This is a genomic window from Streptomyces sp. NPDC048383 (assembly GCF_040651775.1).
Taxonomy (GTDB): Bacteria; Actinomycetota; Actinomycetes; order Streptomycetales; family Streptomycetaceae; genus Streptomyces.
The window spans coordinates 1-19,171 of the sequence record NZ_JBEZKS010000032.1; the positions used below are offsets into that span (position 1 = coordinate 1).

Here is a 19,171-nt window from a genome sequence, read left to right on the forward strand (position 1 = left end):
GCCCCGCCCCCCCCCCCCCCGGGGGGGCCGGCCCGCCCCCATTCCCAACGCCTGCCCCCGTCCCACCCCCACCCAGCCCCACCGGCGCTGGAGCCGCGGAGCCCCGGAGGCAACGCCCCCGCCAACAGCACCGCACACACACGGGGCCCGCGCGCAGCCCACCCCCACCCAGCCCCACCGGCGCTGGAGCCGCGGAGCCCCGGGGGCAGCGCCCCCGCCAACAGCACCGCACGCACACAGGGCCCGCGCGCAGCCCACCCCCACCCAGCCCCACCGGCACTGGAGCCGCGGAGCCCCGGGGGCAGCGCCCCCCGGCAACGGCGCCGCACGACGGGTCCGGGCGCAGCCCACCCCCACCCAGCCCCACCGGCGCTTGAGGCGCGGGGGTCCGGGGGCAGCGCCCCCGCCAACAGCGCCGCACACACACGGGGCCCGCGCGCAGCCCACCCCACCCAGCCCCGCCGGCGCTTGAGGCGCGGGGTCCGGGGGCAGCGCCCCCCGGCAACGGCGCCGCACGACGGGTCCGGGCGCAGCCCGGGGAACGGAGGAAGGGCGGGGCGGGGACACGCCCCGCGCAGCGGCACCCGCGGCGCCACCCACCCCCGGGTACGGGAACGGGCCGGGCCCGGCACCCCCGCAGGGGAACCGGGCCCGGCCCGTGGAACCACCGACCCCGCCGAAGCGAAGACGGCTCCGACAACGCCTAGTTGTCGTCCTCGTCGATCAGGAAGCCCCGCATGGGAGACGGCGCCTGCATCGGCTGCGGAGCAGCAGGCCGCACCGGAGCCATCGGCTGCGTCATCGCCGGGGACATCTGCTGCTGGCCACCGTAGGACGGTCCGGCACCCATCGGCGAGGGGCCACCCATCGGGGACGGACCACCCATGGACGGGTTCCCCATCGAGTGCCCCATCGCCCCGGCCGGAGCCATGGACGGGGACTGCGACGGCGGCAGCGCCGGACCGGCGGGCCCGCGCGGCGGAGCCAGGGAGTCGTCGGCCTGGGTCTCCAGCTGGCGCAGCTGCGACTCCAGGTACGACTTCAGGCGCGTACGGTACTCACGCTCGAAGCCCCGCAGGTCCTCGACCTTGCGCTCCAGCGTGGCGCGGGCGGACTCCAGGGAGCCCATCGCGACGCGGTGCTTCTCCTGCGCGTCCCGCTCCAGCGCGTCCGCCTTGGCACGGGCGTCCCGCTCCAGACCCTCGGCGCGCGAACGGGCCTCGCCGACGATCTTGTTGGCCTCGGAACGGGCCTCCGCGATCGCCTGGTCGGCGGTCTGCTGCGCGAGCGACAGGACGCGGGCGGCGCTGTCGCCACCGGGGCCCTGCTGCGGAAGCTGCGGCTGCTGCTGGTGCATCTGCTGCCCCATGGGCTGCATCTGCTGCCCCATCGGCTGCATCTGCTGGCCCATCGGCTGGCCGAGCTGGTTCTGGCCGCCCATGGACTGCTGCTGCATGGGCTGCTGGCCCATCTGCTGCTGCATCGACTGCTGGCCCATCTGCTGCTGCGGCGCCATGGGGTGCTGGCCACCCATGGACTGCTGCTGCTGCATGGGGTTGCCCATCTGGCCCGGACCCTGCGGTCCGTGTCCACCGGGGCCCGGGGGAAGCTGCGGCGGGCCCATCTGCGGCTGCTGCTGCTGCGGCGGGCCGGATATGGCCGCGGGCACGGGGGCGCCGGGGCCGCGCTGGTCCTGGGGTTCCGGCTTGCGCATCCCCTGCTGCTGCTGGTTCTGCTGGTTCTGCTGGTTCTGCGCGGCGGCGCGCGTGGCGGCGGCCAGCTTGGCGCGCAGGTCCTCGTTCTCGCGCAGCAGGCGCGTCAGTTCGGACTCGACCTCGTCGAGGAAGGCGTCGACCTCGTCCTCGTCATAGCCTTCTCGCAGGCGGACGGTCGTGAACTGCTTGTTCCGCACGTCCTCGGGAGTCAGCGGCATGTCTTCTTCACCTCTACGTAGTCGTCGGCAGTCGGCAAGACCTGGAGCATCCCCGCGCGTGTGGGGAGCACATCGTTCACACGCTTCTCGCAGCGGTGCTCACGAAACTGATGAGGATGTAAACGATGATCATCAGAACGAAGAAGGACAGGTCGAGTGCCACGCCCCCGAGACGCAACGGCGGGATGAAACGCCGAAGAAGCTTGAGCGGTGGATCGGTGACAGTGTAGGTGGCCTCCAGGACGACCACCATCGCCTTGCCGGGTGTCCATGAACGTGCGAACTGGAACACGTAGTCCATGACCAGTCGGAAGATCAGCACGATGAGGAAGCACATCAGCGCGATGTAGACCACTTGCAGTGCGACGCCCATCCCGCGCTTCCCTCTCCCCTGCTTCCGCTCTGTTCCCGGTCCCGTATCTGACGGATCGGTCTAGCTTTGGTTGAAGAACCCGCCCTCCGCAATGCGGGCCTTGTCCTCCGCCGTGACATCGACGTTAGCAGGCGACAGCAGGAACACCTTCTGTGTCACGCGTTCAATGCTGCCGTGCAGACCGAACACGAGGCCGGCGGCGAAGTCGACCAGACGCTTCGCGTCCGTGTCGTCCATCTCCGTGAGATTCATGATCACCGGAGTGCCCTCACGGAAGTGTTCCCCGATGGTACGGGCCTCGTTGTAGGTCCGGGGGTGCAGCGTCGTGATGCGGTACGGCTCCCGCTCGGAGACGACCTTGGGCATGATCACGGGTGCGTTCTTCTCCAGGTTGGTGCGGTCAGGTGTGATGGATGCCACGGGGGCAATTCGCGCCGGACGTCCGCTTTCTACCGGCATCGGGAGGGGTTCCCGCTGTGCCGGAGGCTGTACGGCTCGTACCGGTTCGTCCCTTACGGGCGGTTGGTGCACGGGCTGCTGCCGATGGTCGCGGTCACGCGGACGCTCCGGCTCCGGCTCGGGTTCGAACTCGTCATCGGGGTCGTACCCCGGGTTGTCGTACCGGTCGTCCTCCACGAGGCCGAGGTAGACCGCCATCTTGCGCATCGCGCCGGCCATTCTCCGAGTCCTCCGCTCTGTGGTGGATCGCCCTGTCGCAGGTGTCGCTGTGTCAGTCAGCAAGGTCGCTGTGTCACCAAAGTCACCAACTGCCCGCGATCCACGTGGTCTGTCCGCTCATCTGCGGAAATGACCATATTTTCTGCTGTGGTCCGACTTTCTTCGCGACGTTACCCGAGCCGGGGTCTCGCGCCGAGCACCGCAGTGCCGACGCGTACATGTGTCGCACCCGCCTGCACCGCCTGTTCCAGGTCCGCGCTCATTCCGGCCGACACCATCGTGGCAGTCGGATGGTCTTCGCGCAGGCGGGATGACAATTCCACCAGCCTCTCGAAGGCGGCCCGTTCGCGTCCCGCGTACGTGCCGGACAGGGGGGCGACGGTCATGACACCGTCGATCCGCAGTCCGGGCGCCCGCGCCACGAGGTCCGCCAACTCCGGCAGCAGGTCCGGGGCCGCGCCGCCCCGGGCGCCCCGTTCGCCCGACTCGGCGTCGAGGGCGATCTGTACCAGGACGCCGAGTTCGCGACCGGCGGCATCGGCCGCCGTCGACAGTGCCGTGACGAGCTTGGGCCGGTCGACCGACTGCACCACGTGCGCGTATCCCGCCACCGAACGGACTTTGTTCGTCTGCAACTGGCCGACGAAGTGCCAGTCGAGCGGCAGATCCGCGCAGGCCGCGGCTTTGGGGGCGGCGTCCTGGTCGCGGTTTTCCGCAACATGACGGATACCCAGGTCCGCCAGCAGTCGTACGTCGCTCGCGGGGTAGGTCTTGGTGACCACGATGAGGGTCACCTCCTCCCGCGCGCGGCCCGCGGCCGCGCAGGCGGACGCGATGCGCTCCTCCACCCGCGCGAGGTTCTGCGCGAGTTCAGACTTACGGTCTGTCATCAATCCGTTCCAACCACACATATCCGGCGAGCCGCCCGGTCACCCGGTCGCGGCGGTACGAGAAGTGGTCCCGCGACTCCAGTGTGCAGACCGGGGAGCGGTGAACGGAAGCCACCCCCGCCCCGACCAGTTGCGCGTGCACTCCGGCGACCACGTCCAGGGCCGGCGTCCCCCAGCTGGTCTCGGCCCACGCGGCCGGCGCCACCTCGGCGACGGCCTCCCGCATCTCGGCCGGTACTTCGTAGCAACGCCCGCAGACGGCCGGTCCCGTACGGGCGACCATGCGCGCGGGGTCGGCGCCGAGGGCGACCATCGCCTCCACGGCGGCGGGGACCACCCCCGCGACCAGTCCCGGCCGCCCGGCGTGGGCGGCGCCCGCGATTCCCGCGACGGGGTCGGCGAGCAGGACCGGGGTGCAGTCGGCGGTGAGCACGGCCAGGGCCAGGCCGCGACGCGCCGTCACCACCGCGTCGACGGCGGGAACCGGTTGCCCGGCGCCCCACGGTCCGTCGACCACGGCCACGTCCCGCCCGTGCACCTGGTTCATCCAGACCACCAGGTCCGGGTCGATGCCCAGGGTGCGCGCCGCGCCGTCCCGGTTCGCACGAACGGCGGCCGGGTCGTCTCCGACCGCGCCGCCGAGATTGAGCTCCTCGTACGGAACGGCGCTCACTCCGCCCCACCGGTCGGTGAAGGCGAAGTGGGCGCCGTTCTCGCTGTGCTGCCCCAAGGTCACTTCAAGAAGTCCGGGACGTCCAGTTCCTCGGCCGGGCTGTCCTGGTACGGCCGGGCCGTCGGGACCTGCGGCGCGGGCGGCGCGGTCTCGGCCGGGATCTCCACCGGAGCCGGGGGCTCCTCACGCGGGGTGACCGTACCGAGCCCGCCGAAGGCCGGGCGGACCGGCTCGGGGGCGCGGACCGGCGCGGGCGCCGGCTCCTCGCGCTTGGTGGACGCGGCACCGATGACGTTGTCCCGGCGGGCCGGGGGCTGTCCGCCGTCGAAGCCGGCGGCGATCACGGTGACGCGCACCTCGTCGCCGAGCGCGTCGTCGATGACGGCGCCGAAGATGATGTTCGCCTCGGGGTGCGCGGCCTCGCTGACCAGCTGCGCGGCCTCGTTGATCTCGAAGAGACCGAGGTCCGAGCCACCGGAGATGGAGAGCAGCACGCCGCGGGCGCCGTCGATGGACGCCTCCAGCAGCGGCGAGGAGATCGCCATTTCGGCGGCGGCCACCGCGCGGTCGTCGCCGCGGGCCGAGCCGATGCCCATCAGCGCCGAGCCCGCCTCGGACATCACGGACTTGACGTCCGCGAAGTCGAGGTTGATCAGACCCGGGGTGGTGATGAGATCGGTGATGCCCTGGACGCCCGACAGGAGGACCTGGTCGGCCGACTTGAAGGCGTCGAGGACGCTGACCTGGCGGTCCGAGATGGACAGCAGGCGGTCGTTGGGAATGACGATGAGGGTGTCGACCTCTTCGCGGAGCTCGGCGATGCCGTCCTCCGCCTGGTTCGCGCGACGCCGGCCCTCGAAGGTGAAGGGTCGGGTGACCACACCGATCGTCAGGGCGCCCAGCGAGCGCGCGATGTTGGCGACGACGGGTGCGCCGCCGGTGCCGGTGCCGCCGCCCTCACCGGCGGTGACGAAGACCATGTCGGCCCCCTTGAGGACCTCCTCGATCTCCTCGCGGTGGTCCTCTGCCGCCTTGCGACCGACGGCCGGGTTGGCTCCGGCGCCGAGGCCCCGGGTGAGTTCGCGGCCGACGTCGAGCTTGACGTCGGCGTCGCTCATCAACAGCGCCTGGGCGTCCGTGTTGATGGCGATGAACTCGACGCCCTTGAGACCGACCTCGATCATTCGGTTGATGGCATTGACACCACCGCCGCCGACACCGATGACCTTGATGACTGCGAGGTAGTTCTGCGGTGCTGCCACGTCGAAGGCCTCTCGCCTCGAGTTACGTGTCGCCGCCTCGCGGGCCTGCGTTGCGACGACTGATGCCGAAATTGGGACGGTCCGTACGCGCCGACCCGAACCCTCACCCTGAAGTTTAGGGTTAGGGGTGTGTCTGTTCCTTGGACTCTTCCGAACAGGACACTAAGTCGACAAGTAGCGCGTGTTCAACGAACACGCCGAACCTCCCGTTTTTCTTTTCACCCTATGTGATCACCCGTATCGGTGGCCAACCAGGGTGCGTCGCTGTTCGACTCGACGTCAACTCCCGGACACCGCCGGGGCGGTGGGAACGCTCACGTCGAAGTGGACAGCCTTGGGCGCGGCTTTGAGCAAGGCGGTCAACGCCCGGCCCTTCGCCTCACCCAGTTCGCCGCTCCCCCACACGACCGTTCGCCCCTCGGTGAGCTCCAGTACGACCGAATCGTACGACCGCACCTTGACCTGCACCGTCTGCGCCGCGACGGCCTTCGGGAGGCTTCCCGCGATGCCCACCGCCTCGCTCAGCAGCCGTTGCTCGTCGAAGCGGCGGGCGCTCGGGGAGCGCGCCGCGTCCCATTCGAGGACCGGAACACCCGCGGGAGGTTTCGCGACCGTGTCGAATCGCACACCCGATGCGTCCACTTCGACGAACTCCGCGTCCTTCTTGATGAGCAGGACGGGTTTGCGTTCCGTCACTTTCAGCCCGATTCCGTGCGGCCAGGAGCGCGCCACATCGACCGAATCGATGCGGGGCAACTTGGTGCGCAGGCGCTGCGCGATCTCGTCGGTGTCGACGCCCACCATGGGTGCGCCGACGGGCACGGCGGCGGCGGTGAGGACCTGCTCGGGGGTGAGCACCTCGGTGCCGGAGGCCGTGACCTTCTCGACGCGGAGCCAGGAGGATCCGTAGAGCACCCAGGTGCCGCCGCCGGCGAGGAGCACGGCGGCGGCGAGGGAGACGAGGACGGGGACCCGGCGCGAACGTCCGCCACCGGGGCCCCGGGAGCCGGTCCTCTTCGAGGACTTGGGCGGCTTCGGGGGCTTGGGCGAACCGGGGCCCCTGCCCTTGCGGGCGGCCCCACGCTGCGCGGTCGTCGCTCCGGCCACTCCTGTGCCTCCTGGGTCTGTGCGTCCCCCGCTCAGCGGGCTCTGCGTGCGGCGATCGCCTCGTGGACCAGACCGACGAGCAGGTCGTCGGCGTCCCGGCGGCCGAACTCGGCGGCGGCGCGGGACATCTCGTAGAGGCGGTGCGGATCGGACAGCACCGGCAGTACCTGGCCGAGCACCCACTCGGGTGTCAGCTCCGCGTCGTCCACCAGGAGACCGCCACCGGCCTTGACCACCGGCTGGGCGTTGAGCCGCTGTTCGCCGTTGCCGATGGGCAACGGTACGTATGCGGCCGGCAGTCCGACGGCGGAGAGTTCGGCGACGGTCATCGCGCCCGCGCGGCACAGCATCATGTCGGCGGCGGCGTACGCGAGGTCCATCCGGTCCACGTACGGTACCGGCACATACGGCGGCATCCCGGGCATGTTGTCGACACGCGGCAGTTCGTTCTTCGGTCCGACCGCGTGCAGGATCTGGATCCCGGAGCGCTGGAGGGTGGGGGCGATCTGCTGGATGGTCTCGTTGAGCCTGCGGGCGCCCTGTGAGCCGCCGGAGACCAGCAGGGTCGGCAGGTTGGGGTCCAGCCCGAAGGCGGCGCGCGCCTCGGGGCGGACGGCCGACCGGTCCAGGGTGGAGATCGACCGGCGCAGCGGGATGCCCACGTAGCGGGCGCCGCGCAGCTTGCTGTCCGGGGTGGACACGGCGACGGCGTGGGCGTACCGGGAGCCGATCTTGTTGGCCAGTCCGGGCCGGGCGTTGGCCTCGTGGACGATGATCGGCACCCCGAGCCGCTTGGCGGCCAGGTAGCCGGGCAGGGCCACGTAGCCGCCGAAGCCGACGACGCAGTCGGCCTTGGTGCGCACGAGGATCTCCTCGGCCGCCTTGATGGTGCCGCGCAGCCGTCCGGGGACGGTGATCAGCTCGGGCGTGGGCTTGCGGGGCAGCGGTACGGCGGGGATGAGACCCAGCTCGTAGCCGCGCTCCGGGACCAGGCGGGTTTCGAGTCCGCGCTCCGTGCCGAGGGCGGTGATGCCCACGGTCGGATCCTGCCTGCGCAGGGCGTCCGCGAGGGCCAGCGCCGGCTCGATGTGGCCGGCGGTCCCCCCACCGGCGAGTACGACATGCACCGAAATTCACCGCTCTCCGGACGGACGCCTCGTGACGCGCCGTCTCATCGACTTCCATATCGGCTCGCTCCGCTGGCGCCCGGACCTCGGCTGCCGCATCGCGAGTGCCGCACGCGCCGCCGGTTCCTCCCGCGCGAACGCGATGAGCAGTCCGACCGCGAACATGGTCGGCAGCAGGGCGGAACCTCCGTAGGAGAACAGCGGGAGCGGGACCCCGGCGATCGGCAGCAGACCGAGCACCGCACCGATGTTGATCACGGCCTGCGCCGTGATCCAGGTGGTCACGCCTCCCGCGGCATACCGTACGAAGGAGTCCTCCGTGCGTCCGGCCACGCGGATACCCGCATAGCCTAGGGCCGCGAAGAGGGCGAGCACCGACAGCGTCCCCGCCAGACCCAGTTCCTCGCCCGTGATGGCGAAGATGAAGTCCGTGTGGGCTTCGGGTAGTTGACCCCATTTCTCCACGCTGGCACCCAGGCCGGATCCGAACCATCCGCCGGACGCGAGGGCGTAGATGCCGTGGACGGCCTGCCAGCAAAGGTCGTTCTTGCCCGGTTCTGTCGCGCCGAGGCAGGAGAGCCGGTCCATGCGGTGCGGGCTGGTCTTGATGAGCAGTGCGACGATCACACCCGCGAACGCGAGCACGCCGACGAACATCCGGGTGGGCGCTCCGGCGAGCCAGAGCAGGCCGAACAGGATGGCGCCGAGGATCATGGCGGTGCCCATGTCGCCGCCGAGCATGATCAGGCCGAGCAGCAGGAAGGCCACCGGGACCAGCGGCACCAGCAGGTGCTTCCACTGGCTCAGCAGTGCCTTGTCGCCCTTGCGGGCGAGCAGGTCGGCGCCCCACAGGATCAGCGCGAGCTTGCCGAACTCACTGGGCTGGAGCATGAACGGACCGCCCAGGGAGATCCAGTTCTGGTTGCCGTTGATCGACACCCCTATCCCCGGGACCTGGACCAGGACCATCAGGAACAGGGTTCCGGCGAGTACCGGGTAGGACAGCGCCCGGTGCAGCCGTACCGGCATCCGGGAGGCGGCGAACATCAGGACGGCGCCGATGAGGGCGGCCAGGAACTGCTTCTTGAAGAAGTACGCGTCGCCCAGACCCAACTGGAGCGCCTTGATCATCGAGGCGGAGTAGACCATCACCAGGCCGAGCACGGTGATGAGCAGCGAACTGCCGAGGATCAGGTAGTACGCGGTGAGGGGGCGGTCCCAGGCCTTGCGCAACTGCTGTTGCGTACGCCGGACACGGGCGAGCGGCCCGCGTCCCGCGGGCCGCCCGGCGCCGGACGCCGGGCGGGCCCGGCCCTTCGCCTTCACGGCGCTCGGCCGCCTGCCCGGCAGCATCTGCTTGGCCGGCATCTGTGATCTTCCCCTCCACTCGTGCGAGGCGAGCAGCCGGGTCGGGGAGGGAACCTGCCCTGGATCGACCTAGGCGCTCTCGGCGGCCAGTTCGCGCACCGCGTCGGCGAACGCGTCCCCACGCTTGTTGTAGTTCGCGAACATGTCCATGGAGGCGCAGGCCGGCGCCAGCAGGACCGTGTCGCCGGGTCGGGCGAGCCGGGCGGCTTCCCGGACCGCCGCGAGCATCGCCCCAGTGTCGGTCCGGTCGAGGTCGGTGACCGGGACCTCGGGGGCGTGTCGCGCCAGCGCGTCGGCGATGAGCGCCCGGTCGGCTCCGATCAGCACCACGGCGCGCAGCCGCGGGGCCGACTTCTGGACGAGTTCGTCAAAAGTGGCGCCCTTGGCGAGGCCACCGGCGATCCACACGACGGGTTCGAAGGCGGCCAGCGAGGCTTCCGCCGCGTGGGTGTTGGTGGCCTTGGAGTCGTCGATGTACGTCACCTCGGCGACCTCGGCGACGTGCGCGACGCGGTGGGCGTCGGGGCGGAAGTCGCGCAGCCCGTCGCGCACGGCGCGGGGTTCGACGCCGAAGGCGCGGGCCAGGGCTGCGGCCGCGAGGGCGTTGGCGATGTTGTGCGGGGCGGGCGGGTTGACGTCCTCGACCTGCGCGAGTTCCTGGGCGTTCTTCTGCCGGTTCTCGACGAAGGCGCGGTCGACGAGGATGCCGTCGACGACGCCGAGCATGGAGGGGCCGGGGGCGCCGAGGGTGAAGCCGATGGCCCGGCAGCCCTCTTCGACGTCGGCCTCCACGACGAGGTCCTCGGTGGCCTTGTCGGCGACGTTGTAGACGCAGGCGACGGTGTTGCCCTCGTAGACGCGGCCCTTGTCGGCGGCGTACGCCTCCATGGAACCGTGCCAGTCGAGGTGGTCGGGGGCCAGGTTGAGCACGGCCGCGGAGTGGGCGCGCACGGAGGGCGCCCAGTGCAGCTGGTAGCTGGAGAGTTCGACGGCGAGGACGTCGTACGTCTCCTCGCCGGTCACCACGTCGATGATCGGGGTGCCGATGTTGCCGACGGCCGCGGTCCGCAGACCGGCGGCGCGCAGGATCGACGCGAGCATCTGGGTGGTGGTCGTCTTGCCGTTGGTCCCGGTGATCGCGAGCCAGGGCGCGGCGTTCTCGCCGCGCAGCTGCCAGGCGATCTCCACGTCACCGACGACGTCGACGCCGGCTTCGGCGGCGGCCGCGAACAGCGGGCTGTCGGGCTTCCAGCCGGGCGAGGTGACGACCAGGTCGGTGCCGCCGGGCAGCCGTTCGGCGTCGCCGAGGCGTACGGAGATGCCCGCGGCCTCCAACTCCGCCGCCCGGGCCCGGTGGCCCTCGCTGTCGCCGCCGTCGACGACGGTCACCGAAGCGCCGAGGCCGGCCAGGGCGCGGGCGGCACTGATGCCGCTCACGCCGAGGCCGGCGACGGTGATGTTCTTGCCGTGCCAGGAGGTCACTTGTCGGCTGCCCATCCCGCGTAGAAGAGACCGAGACCCACGATCACGCACATGCCCTGGATGATCCAGAACCGGACCACGACGAGGACTTCGGACCAGCCCTTGAGTTCGAAGTGGTGCTGGAGCGGCGCCATCCGGAAGACCCGCTTGCCGGTCATCTTGAAGGAGCCGACCTGGATGACGACCGACATCGTGATGAGCACGAAGAGGCCGCCGAGGAGGGCCATCAGGAACTCCGTGCGGGAGCAGATGGCCAGACCCGCGAGCGCGCCGCCCAGCGCGAGGGAACCGGTGTCGCCCATGAAGATCTTGGCGGGCGAGGTGTTCCACCACAGGAAGCCGAAGCAGGCACCCATCAGGGCGGACGCCACGACGGCCAGGTCGAGCGGGTCACGGACCTCGAAGCAGGCGTTCGGGTTGGTCAGGGTCTGCGCGTTGGCGCAGGACTCCTGGAACTGCCAGACACCGATGAAGGTGTAGGCGCCGAAGACCATCACCGCGGCGCCGGTGGCCAGGCCGTCCAGCCCGTCGGTGAGGTTCACGCCGTTGGACATGGCCAGGATCATGAACAGCGCCCAGACCACGAACAGCACCGGGCCGATCGACCAGCCGAAGTCCGTGACGAACGACAGCTTGGTGGAGGCCGGGGCGAGTCCGCGGGAGTCCTTGAACTGGAGCGCGAGCACCGCGAAGGCGATGCCGACGATCAGCTGTCCGGACATCTTCGCCTTGGCCCGCAGGCCGAGCGAGCGCCGCTTGACGATCTTGATGTAGTCGTCGAGGTAACCGACCACGCCCATTCCCGCCATCAGGAACAGGACGAGCAGACCGGAGAAGGTCGGCTCGCTTCCGGTGATCACCTTGGTCAGGGCGTACGCGACGAGCGTCGCCAGGATGAAGGAGATGCCGCCCATGGTGGGCGTGCCCTTCTTCCCGGCGTGCCCGCGCGGGCCGTCGTCGCGGATGAACTGGCCGTAGCCCTTGCGGGCCAGCAGCTTGATCAGCAGCGGGGTTCCCACGAGGGTGAGGAAAAGGCCGATGACTCCGGCGAAAAGGATCTGCCTCATCGGCCGGCGACCTCGCCCTCGCGCTCCAGCAACGCCAGCGCGACCCGCTCCAGGCCGACCGACCTGGAAGCCTTCACCAGCACGACGTCCCCCGGGCGCAATTCACTGCGCAACAGGTCGACCGCCGCCTGCGCGTCGGACACGAGCACCGACTCCTCACCCCACGAACCCTCGTTATATGCGCCCAGTTGCAGCCAGGACGCTTCCCTGCCCCCGACTGCTACGAGCTTGCTCACGTTGAGCCGGACGGCAAGCCGTCCCACCGCGTCGTGCTCGGCCAACGCCGCGTCACCGAGCTCGGCCATGGGGCCGAGCACTGCCCACGTACGTCCCCCGTTGGCCCTGGCGCCGCCGCCCATCGCGGCGAGTGCGCGCAGGGCGGCCCGCATGGATTCGGGGTTCGCGTTGTAGGCGTCGTTGACGATCGTCACGCCGTCCGCACGCTCGGTGACCTCCATCCGCCACCGGGACAACGTGCCCGCTCCGGAGAGCGCGGTGGCGATCTCCTCGACGGACATGCCCAGTACATGGGCGACGGCGGCCGCGGCGAGCGCGTTCGACACGTGGTGCTCACCGTACAGCCGCAAGGTCACATCGCTGCACCCGGTCGGGGTGTGGAGTGTGAACGAGGCCTGTCCCCCCGGCGTCATCCGGACCTCGGTGGCCCGTACGTCGGCGCTCTCGGCCTCGCCGAAGAACACCGTACGGGCCTTCGTGCGGCTCTCCATGGCCCGGACCAGGGGGTCGTCGGCGTTCAGCACGGCAACTCCGCCGTCCTCGGCGGCCGGCAGGGCCTCGACCAGTTCCCCCTTGGCCTGTGCGATGGCCTCGCGGCCGCCGAACTCGCCGATGTGGGCGGTGCCGACGTTCAGGACGAGGCCGATGCGCGGCGGGGTCAGACCGGTGAGGTACGCGATGTGGCCGATGCCGCGCGCGCCCATCTCCAGGACCAGGTGGCGGGTTTCGGCGGTGGCCTTCAACGCCGTGAGCGGAAGGCCGATCTCGTTGTTGAGGGAGCCCGGTGTCCACACCGTGGGCGCGTGGTGCTGGAGCACCTGGGCGATGAGGTCCTTGGTGGAGGTCTTGCCGGCCGAACCGGTCAGGGCCACCACATCGGTGCCGAGGCGGCCGACGACGGCGCGGGCGAGGGCTCCGAGCGCCTTCTCCACGTCGTCGACGACGATCGCCGGAACACCGACGGGCCGGGCCGAGAGGACGGCCGCGGCGCCGGCCGCGACCGCGCGCTCGGCGTAGTCGTGGCCGTCGACTTGCTCGCCCGCGAAGGCGGCGAAGAGGCTGCCGGGCTCGACCTGACGGGAGTCGATGACGACGGGGCCGCCGATCCGCACCGAGGGGTCCGGTATGTCGTGGGGCCGCCCGCCGGTGATGTCGGCGATCTCGGCGAGGGAAAGGTCGATCACTGGTTCACCTCGGCCTGTCGGGCGCTGCGCTGCTGGTTCTCGATGGCCGCGCGGAGCACGGCGCGGTCGTCGAAGGGCCGTACGACGCCCGCGGTGTCCTGGCCCTGTTCGTGGCCCTTGCCCGCGACGAGGACGGTGTCGCCGGGCTCGGCGCGCGCCACGGCCGCGGCGATGGCCGCCGCCCGGTCGGCGTCGACGAGGACGGCGCCGCGCTCCTCGGGCGGCACGGACACCGCGCCGGCGAACATGGCGGCGAGGATCGCGAGGGGGTCCTCGGAGCGCGGGTTGTCGGAGGTCAGGACGGCCACGTCGGCGTACCGGGCGGCCGCGGCGCCCATGGGGGCCCGCTTGGTGGTGTCGCGGTCGCCGCCGCAGCCGAGCACGATGTGCAACCGGCCGGTGGTGACCTCGCGCAGGGCCCGCAGGACGGACTCGACGGCGTCGGTCTTGTGGGCGTAGTCGACGACGGCCAGGTACTCCTGGCCCGCGTCGACCCGCTCCAGTCGGCCCGGTACCCCGGGGACCGCGGCGACGCCGTCGGCGGCGGTCTGCGGGTCGAGGCCGGCCGCGGCGAGGGTGACGATCGCGGCGACGGTGTTCGCGACGTTGAAGGGGCCCGGCAGCGGCGCGGTGGCCCGTACCCGCTGCCCGGCGGGGCCGACCAGGGTCAGGGTGGAGTCCATGTGGCCGCTGACCACGTCCTCGGCGCGCCAGTCGGCGGCGGGGTCGCCCGTCGCGGAGAAGGTGACGACCGGGATCGGCGCCTCCTTGGCGAGGCGGCGACCGTACTCGTCGTCGACGTTGACCACCCCGAGGCGGGCCCGGCGCTCGGTGAAGAGCTGGGCCTTCGCCTGGAAGTAGTCCTCCATGTCGGAGTGGAACTCCATGTGTTCCGGGCTCAGGTTGTTGAAGACGGCGACGTCGAAGACGCAGCCGTCGACCCGGCCGAGCACCAGCGCGTGGCTGGAGACCTCCATCGCCACGGCCTCGACGCCGCGTTCGCGCATGACGGCGAACAGGGCCTGGAGGTCGGTGGCCTCGGGGGTGGTGCGCTCGGACTTGATGCGTTCGTCGCCGACGCGCATCTCGACGGTGCCGATGAGCCCGGTGGCGAGTCCCGCCGCGCGGAGCCCGCCTTCGACGAGGTACGCGGTGGTGGTCTTGCCGGAGGTACCGGTGATGCCGAGGCGCAGCAGGCCTTCGCCGGGGCGTCCGTAGATCGTGGCGGCGAGCTCGCCCATCCGGCCGCGCGGATCGTCCACGCTCAGGACCGGCAGGCCCGTCGCGGCGGCGCGTTCGGCGCCCGCGGGGTCGGTCAGGACGGCCGCGGCGCCGAGGGCGGCCGCCTGGGCGGAGAAGTCCGCGCCGTGCAGGCGGGCGCCGGGCAGGGCCGCGTACAGGTCTCCGGGGCGTACCGCACGGGAGTCGTGCGTGATGCCGGTGATCTGCGCGGCGCCCGGATCGGGCAGTCCCAGCAGCGTGGCCAGCTCACCCAGTGGGGTGGGGCCGGTGGACACGGGCCGGGGCGCTCCCGGCGGCGCTGCCGGGGCGTCTTTCTGGGCGTTTCTGGGCTGATCAGCGTGGGGCACGGCGGTGAGCGTACCGGGCGCTGCGGCCCGCCCGCGAAGCGAGCCCCCGGCCGGGGCGTCCTCGGGCGACTGGTTCCCGGCATTCGGGGTGATCGTTGTCACTGATGGTGCCTCACGCTTTTCTGGCTGGTCGGCCGGGTCACTGACCGGGCTGCGGGCTGGGCTGCGTCGTGTTCGGGGCGGCGGGCGGCGGGCCTCCCTCGAAGGTCACCGGGAGTCCGGCGGGTGCCGTGCCGGAAGGGGCGACCTGGAGGGTCTTGAGGGCGAACTCCATGACCGTCTTGTAGATCGGGCCGCAGATCTGGCCGCCGAAGTAACTGCCCTTCGTGGGGTTCTGGATGGCGCAGTAGACGGTGATCCGCGGGTTGTCGGCGGGGGCGAACCCGGCGAAGGAGGCGGTGTAGCCCTTGTAGCGGCCGGTGGCCGGGTCCACCCGGTTGGAGGTGCCCGTCTTGCCGCCGACCCGGTAGCCGGGGATGCGCGCCTTGGTGCCGGTGCCCTCCTGGTCGTCGACCACGGATTCGAGCATCTCGGCGAGGGTCTTGGCGGTCTCCTTGCTGACCACCTGGGTGCGTTCGGGCGCCGGCGCCGGGGTGAAGCGGCCGTCGGGGCCCCTGGTGCCGCGGACCAGGGTGGGGGTGATCCGGACGCCGTCGTTGGCGACGGTCGAGTAGACGGAGGCCGCCTGCATCGCGTTCACGGACAGGCCCTGGCCGAACGGGATCGTGTACTGCTGGGAGGTGGACCAGGCTCCGGGTTCGGCGAGGATGCCGCGCGATTCGCCGGGGTAGCCCAGGCCGGTGGGCGCTCCGATGCCGAACTTGGTCAGGTAGGAGTGCAGGACCTTGTTGGCCTCGGGCTGGGTGGCGCCGAGTTGGCCGGTGGCCAGGATGGTGCCGATGTTGGAGGACTTGGCGAGGACCCCGTTGAGGGTGAGGTACCAGGTGGGGTGGTCGATGTCGTCCTTGAACAGGCGGTCGCCGCGGTGCAGTCGGTTGGGGACCTCGACGTGCGTCGCGGGGGTGGCCTTCTTCTCCTCCAGGACCGCCGCCATCGAGATGACCTTGGCCGTGGATCCGGGCTCGTACACGTCCTGGAGGGCCGCGTTGCCCATGGCGGCGGAGCTGGCCCGGGTCAGGTCGTTGGGGTCGAAGCCGGGGGAATTGGCCATGGCCAACACCTCGCCGGTGCGGGTGTCCTGGACGATGACGTAGCCGCGGTCGGCGGCGGACTTCTCGACCTGCTCGGTGATGGCGCTCTGCGCGGCCCACTGGATGTCGCGGTCGATGGTCAGCTCGATGTCGTCGCCGGGTACGGCGGGCTTCTCGCTGGATCCCGCGGTGGGCACGCGACGGCCCCCGGACTGGGCGTAGGTGAGCTCGCCGTCCTTGCCGGCCAACTTCTTGTCGAGGGAGGACTCCAGGCCCCCGCCGCCCTTGCCCTCGGCGTTGACGTAGCCCAGTATCCCGGCGGCGAGGGCGCCGTTCGGGTACACGCGCTTGCTGCTGTTCTCGTTGAAGACGCCGGCGATGACGTTGGCGCCGGGGCCGTTGCTCTTCTTGTCCGCGGCGGCCTTGTCGGCGAACAGCCGCTTGAGGTCCTTGATCTGGTTCCAGACCTGGGGGGTCTGCCGGCGGGCCAGGACGACGTAGCGGGTGTTCTTGGTCTTCAGGCGCGCGGTGAGTTCCTTGGCGTCCTTGCCGAGGATGGGCGCGAGGAGCGCGGCGGCCTGCTCGGGGGCGTCGGGCGCCTTGCTCTCCTGCGGGGTGAACATCTTCGGGTCCGCGGTGATGTCGTACGCGTCCACGCTGGTCGCCAGGGCGACGCCCTTGCGGTCGGTGATCTCGCCGCGTTCGGCGGCCAGGGTGTGGCTCGCGAAGCGGTTCTCGGAGGCCTTCGCCGAGTACGAGGAGGCGTCGACGGCCTGCACCTGGAGGAGCCGGACGACGAAGGCCAGCATCACCAGGGTCAGCCCCACGCCGACCAGCCGCAGCCGGGGTCGGGGGCTGCCCAGCCGGATCAGGTGCGGCGCGCGCGCAGCGGCGGCGGGTCGCCGGGTCGCGGGGCGCGAGGCCGGACGGGCGTTCGCGCGGGCCCGGTCGCCGGGGCGCGGCCGTGCGGGGCCGGGCACCCGCCGCCGGGGCGGCTCCTTGGGGCTCACGCGCCCACCTCCGCGGTACGGGTGCCGCCGGCGTGCCCGGGGGTCCGGGCGGGACCCTGCTCGCGGGCGAGGGGCGGGGCCGGGCGGGGCCCCGCGGGGCCGCGCCCGGGTACGGCGGAACCGCCTGTCAGCGGGGTCACCACGTCACCTGCCTGGGGTCGGGGAGGGCTGCTGCTGCGGGGGCTGGGGCGTGCCGCCCGGGCCGGACGAGGGGCCCTGCGCGGCGGGGTCCTGGGCGGCCGGGTCGGGGGCCGCCGGGTTCGGGGAGCCCGGGGCGCCGGAGGCCGCCGGGGCCCGGCCCGCGGGCGCGGGCACGGGCGCGGGCGCGGGGGCCCCGGACGGCGCCCCGGCGGGGGTCGCGCTCTGGCCCGGGGCGGGCTGGGCGGTGGGCGGCGGGGAGGGCGGCGGCGGGGCCTCGGCCGTCGAGACGGCGCCGGCGACCTTGCCGTCCGCGCCGATGAAGACCGGGCTGCCGCCGGGTACCAGGCCCAGTTCGTGGGCCCGGCGCTGGAGGGCGTCGGGGGCCGAGTAGCCGTCGACGTCGCGCTGGAGGGCCTGTTCCTCGTCGGTCAGCGCGGTGGTCTCCTTCTTCAGCTTGCTCAGCTGGAAGGAGCCCTCGTTCAGTGCGGAGTTCAGCAGCAGCAGGCTGATCAGGCCGCCGCCGAGGAGGGCCACGACGAGCAGGACGAACGGCATCCGGGGCGCCTGCCCCGGCGTCCCGCCGGGCCGTGCGGCCGGGCCGCCGCCGAGCGCCCGGCCGATGCGGGCCGCCTGCCCGCGGGTCAGGGTGGCCACCTTGCCGGCCCTGCCGCCACCGGAGCGGCCCGCCGGGGTCACAGCCGCGCCTCGCGGATGCGCTCGACGCCGCGGCACCGGGCCGGGGCGGCCCGCCGGTTCTCGGCGATCTCCTCCTCGGTCGGCAGTTCGGCGCCGCGCGTCAGCAGCTTCAGCTTCGGTTGGTACTTCTCCGGCACCACCGGCAGCCCGGGCGGCGCGGTGGAGGCCGCGCCCGCCGCGAAGACCTGCTTGACGAGCCGGTCCTCCAGGGAGTGGTACGAGAGCACCGCGATCCGGCCGCCCACCGCGATCCGGTCCACCGCCGCCGGGATGGCCCGCTCCAGACCGGAGAGCTCGCCGTTGACCTCGATGCGCAGGGCCTGGAAGGTCCGCTTGGCGGGGTTGCCGCCGGTGCGCTTGGCCGCCTGCGGGAGGGAGTCGCGGATCAGCTCGACGAGCCGGGCGCTGTTGGTGAAGGGGTTCTTGTCCCGTTCGCGGACGACCGCCGACACGATCCGCTTGGCCTGCTTCTCCTCGCCGTACTGGCGCAGGATCCGGACCAGCTCGCCGGGGGCGTAGGTGTTGAGGACCTCGGCGGCGCTGATGCCTGTGCTCTGGTCCATGCGCATGTCGAGCGGGGCGTCCTGCGCGTAGGCGAACCCGCGGTCGGCCTCGTCGAGCTGCATGGAGGAGACGCCCAGGTCGAAGAGGATGCCCTGGACGGTGGGGATCCGCAGGCCGTCCAGCACCTCGGCCAGGTCCGCGTAGATCGCGTGGACGAGGGTGACGCGGTCGCCGAACGGCGCGAGGCGCTCGCCGGAGAGCCGCAGGGCTTCCTTGTCGCGGTCGAGGCCGATCAGGTGGGCCTCGGGGAACCGGGTCAGCAGGGCCTCGCTGTGGCCGCCGAGGCCGAGGGTGCAGTCGACGACGACGGCCCCCGGCCTCTCCAGCGCCGGGGCCAACAGGTCCAGGCACCGCTGGAGCATCACCGGGACATGTCGGGACTCGCTAGTCAAAGCGCCCTCTCAGATAACGGCGCGGCAGGCGTACGCCGCGCCGCGCACGCGGAGTTTTACCAGGGGGCCGGGCGGCCGCTGAGGGCCGGGCTCCGGCCGGTTCGCGTCACTTTAGTGCAACGGTCGCCACGGTCAACGAACCGCCCCGCGCCCGGTGCGCCCCTCTCACGGTGAATCCGCAAAAGCCGCGAATCACCTGAATGGCGGCCTCCGCCCCACCCCTGTGGGTTAGCTCACAACAAGGCTC

At 71.8% G+C, this 19,171-nt stretch carries 16 protein-coding genes; all 16 read right to left on the bottom strand.

Translation table 11 applies throughout. The annotated features are described in order from the left end of the window. Window positions 1-703: 703 nt before the first annotated feature. The 16 genes from AB0D46_RS21690 to rsmH all read right to left on the bottom strand — a co-directional run bounded on the left by AB0D46_RS21690 (window position 704) and on the right by rsmH (window position 18,924). Window positions 704-1,933 carry a DivIVA domain-containing protein gene (locus AB0D46_RS21690; RefSeq protein ID WP_362879670.1) on the bottom strand — a complete coding sequence of 410 codons (1,230 nt, stop codon included), beginning with the start codon at window positions 1,931-1,933 and terminating at the stop codon, window positions 704-706. 76 nt (window positions 1,934-2,009) lie between these two features. Further along, window positions 2,010-2,306, bottom strand: a complete 297-nt coding sequence (locus AB0D46_RS21695; RefSeq protein WP_030155988.1) for a YggT family protein — start codon at window positions 2,304-2,306, stop codon at window positions 2,010-2,012. 60 nt (window positions 2,307-2,366) lie between these two features. Next, window positions 2,367-2,984 (bottom strand): cell division protein SepF, encoded by a 618-nt coding sequence (sepF, locus tag AB0D46_RS21700; protein WP_281206000.1) that lies wholly within the window; start codon window positions 2,982-2,984, stop codon window positions 2,367-2,369. Between the two features lie 170 nt (window positions 2,985-3,154). Further along, window positions 3,155-3,874, bottom strand: a complete 720-nt coding sequence (locus AB0D46_RS21705; protein ID WP_362879671.1) for a YggS family pyridoxal phosphate-dependent enzyme — start codon at window positions 3,872-3,874, stop codon at window positions 3,155-3,157. Continuing rightward, window positions 3,861-4,610 (bottom strand): peptidoglycan editing factor PgeF, encoded by a 750-nt coding sequence (pgeF, locus tag AB0D46_RS21710; protein WP_362879672.1) that lies wholly within the window; start codon window positions 4,608-4,610, stop codon window positions 3,861-3,863. Before pgeF ends, AB0D46_RS21705 begins: the two co-directional genes overlap by 14 nt. After that, entirely contained in the window at window positions 4,607-5,809 is a 1,203-nt protein-coding gene (ftsZ, locus tag AB0D46_RS21715; protein WP_362879674.1) for a cell division protein FtsZ, read from the bottom strand. The genes pgeF and ftsZ overlap by 4 nt, the downstream gene beginning before the upstream one ends. Window positions 5,810-6,088: 279 nt before the next feature. Then, complete coding sequence (locus AB0D46_RS21720) at window positions 6,089-6,916, bottom strand: FtsQ-type POTRA domain-containing protein (RefSeq protein WP_362879675.1); 828 nt, start codon at window positions 6,914-6,916, stop codon at window positions 6,089-6,091. A 32-nt stretch (window positions 6,917-6,948) separates the two neighbouring features. Then, window positions 6,949-8,043: an undecaprenyldiphospho-muramoylpentapeptide beta-N-acetylglucosaminyltransferase gene (gene murG, locus AB0D46_RS21725; protein WP_281206005.1), complete on the bottom strand. Its 1,095-nt coding sequence runs from the start codon at window positions 8,041-8,043 to the stop codon at window positions 6,949-6,951. A 6-nt stretch (window positions 8,044-8,049) separates the two neighbouring features. After that, window positions 8,050-9,411: a putative lipid II flippase FtsW gene (gene ftsW / locus AB0D46_RS21730; protein WP_362879677.1), complete on the bottom strand. Its 1,362-nt coding sequence runs from the start codon at window positions 9,409-9,411 to the stop codon at window positions 8,050-8,052. Between the two features lie 69 nt (window positions 9,412-9,480). Continuing rightward, window positions 9,481-10,908, bottom strand: a complete 1,428-nt coding sequence (gene murD, locus AB0D46_RS21735; protein WP_362879678.1) for a UDP-N-acetylmuramoyl-L-alanine--D-glutamate ligase — start codon at window positions 10,906-10,908, stop codon at window positions 9,481-9,483. After that, window positions 10,890-11,960: a phospho-N-acetylmuramoyl-pentapeptide-transferase gene (mraY, locus tag AB0D46_RS21740; RefSeq protein ID WP_362879680.1), complete on the bottom strand. Its 1,071-nt coding sequence runs from the start codon at window positions 11,958-11,960 to the stop codon at window positions 10,890-10,892. Before mraY ends, murD begins: the two co-directional genes overlap by 19 nt. Continuing rightward, complete coding sequence (gene murF / locus AB0D46_RS21745) at window positions 11,957-13,381, bottom strand: UDP-N-acetylmuramoyl-tripeptide--D-alanyl-D-alanine ligase (RefSeq protein ID WP_362879681.1); 1,425 nt, start codon at window positions 13,379-13,381, stop codon at window positions 11,957-11,959. The genes mraY and murF overlap by 4 nt, the downstream gene beginning before the upstream one ends. Next, a complete protein-coding gene (locus tag AB0D46_RS21750) occupies window positions 13,378-15,072 on the bottom strand; it encodes a UDP-N-acetylmuramoyl-L-alanyl-D-glutamate--2,6-diaminopimelate ligase (protein WP_362879683.1) in 1,695 nt (564 codons plus the stop codon). The genes murF and AB0D46_RS21750 overlap by 4 nt, the downstream gene beginning before the upstream one ends. A gap of 37 nt (window positions 15,073-15,109) precedes the next feature. Continuing rightward, window positions 15,110-17,131: a penicillin-binding protein 2 gene (locus AB0D46_RS21755; protein WP_362879685.1), complete on the bottom strand. Its 2,022-nt coding sequence runs from the start codon at window positions 17,129-17,131 to the stop codon at window positions 15,110-15,112. A gap of 144 nt (window positions 17,132-17,275) precedes the next feature. Then, the gene (locus AB0D46_RS21760) at window positions 17,276-17,827 is read right to left on the bottom strand and encodes a hypothetical protein (protein ID WP_362879775.1); all 552 of its coding nucleotides are present in this window, start codon (window positions 17,825-17,827) and stop codon (window positions 17,276-17,278) included. 137 nt (window positions 17,828-17,964) lie between these two features. Next, a complete protein-coding gene (rsmH, locus tag AB0D46_RS21765; RefSeq protein WP_362879686.1) occupies window positions 17,965-18,924 on the bottom strand; it encodes a 16S rRNA (cytosine(1402)-N(4))-methyltransferase RsmH in 960 nt (319 codons plus the stop codon). Window positions 18,925-19,171 lie beyond the last annotated feature (247 nt).

What these genes read in the sequence shown, in the direction of transcription:
- AB0D46_RS21690 (WP_362879670.1), bottom strand. Translation starts at nt 1,933, where the DNA reads ATGCCGCTGACTCCCGAGGACGTGCGGAACAAGCAGTTCACGACCGTC.
- AB0D46_RS21695 (WP_030155988.1), bottom strand. Translation starts at nt 2,306, where the DNA reads ATGGGCGTCGCACTGCAAGTGGTCTACATCGCGCTGATGTGCTTCCTC.
- sepF (WP_281206000.1), bottom strand. Translation starts at nt 2,984, where the DNA reads ATGGCCGGCGCGATGCGCAAGATGGCGGTCTACCTCGGCCTCGTGGAG.
- AB0D46_RS21705 (WP_362879671.1), bottom strand. Translation starts at nt 3,874, where the DNA reads ATGACAGACCGTAAGTCTGAACTCGCGCAGAACCTCGCGCGGGTGGAG.
- ftsW (WP_362879677.1), bottom strand. Translation starts at nt 9,411, where the DNA reads ATGCCGGCCAAGCAGATGCTGCCGGGCAGGCGGCCGAGCGCCGTGAAG.
- murD (WP_362879678.1), bottom strand. Translation starts at nt 10,908, where the DNA reads ATGGGCAGCCGACAAGTGACCTCCTGGCACGGCAAGAACATCACCGTC.
- mraY (WP_362879680.1), bottom strand. Translation starts at nt 11,960, where the DNA reads ATGAGGCAGATCCTTTTCGCCGGAGTCATCGGCCTTTTCCTCACCCTC.
- AB0D46_RS21760 (WP_362879775.1), bottom strand. Translation starts at nt 17,827, where the DNA reads ATGCCGTTCGTCCTGCTCGTCGTGGCCCTCCTCGGCGGCGGCCTGATC.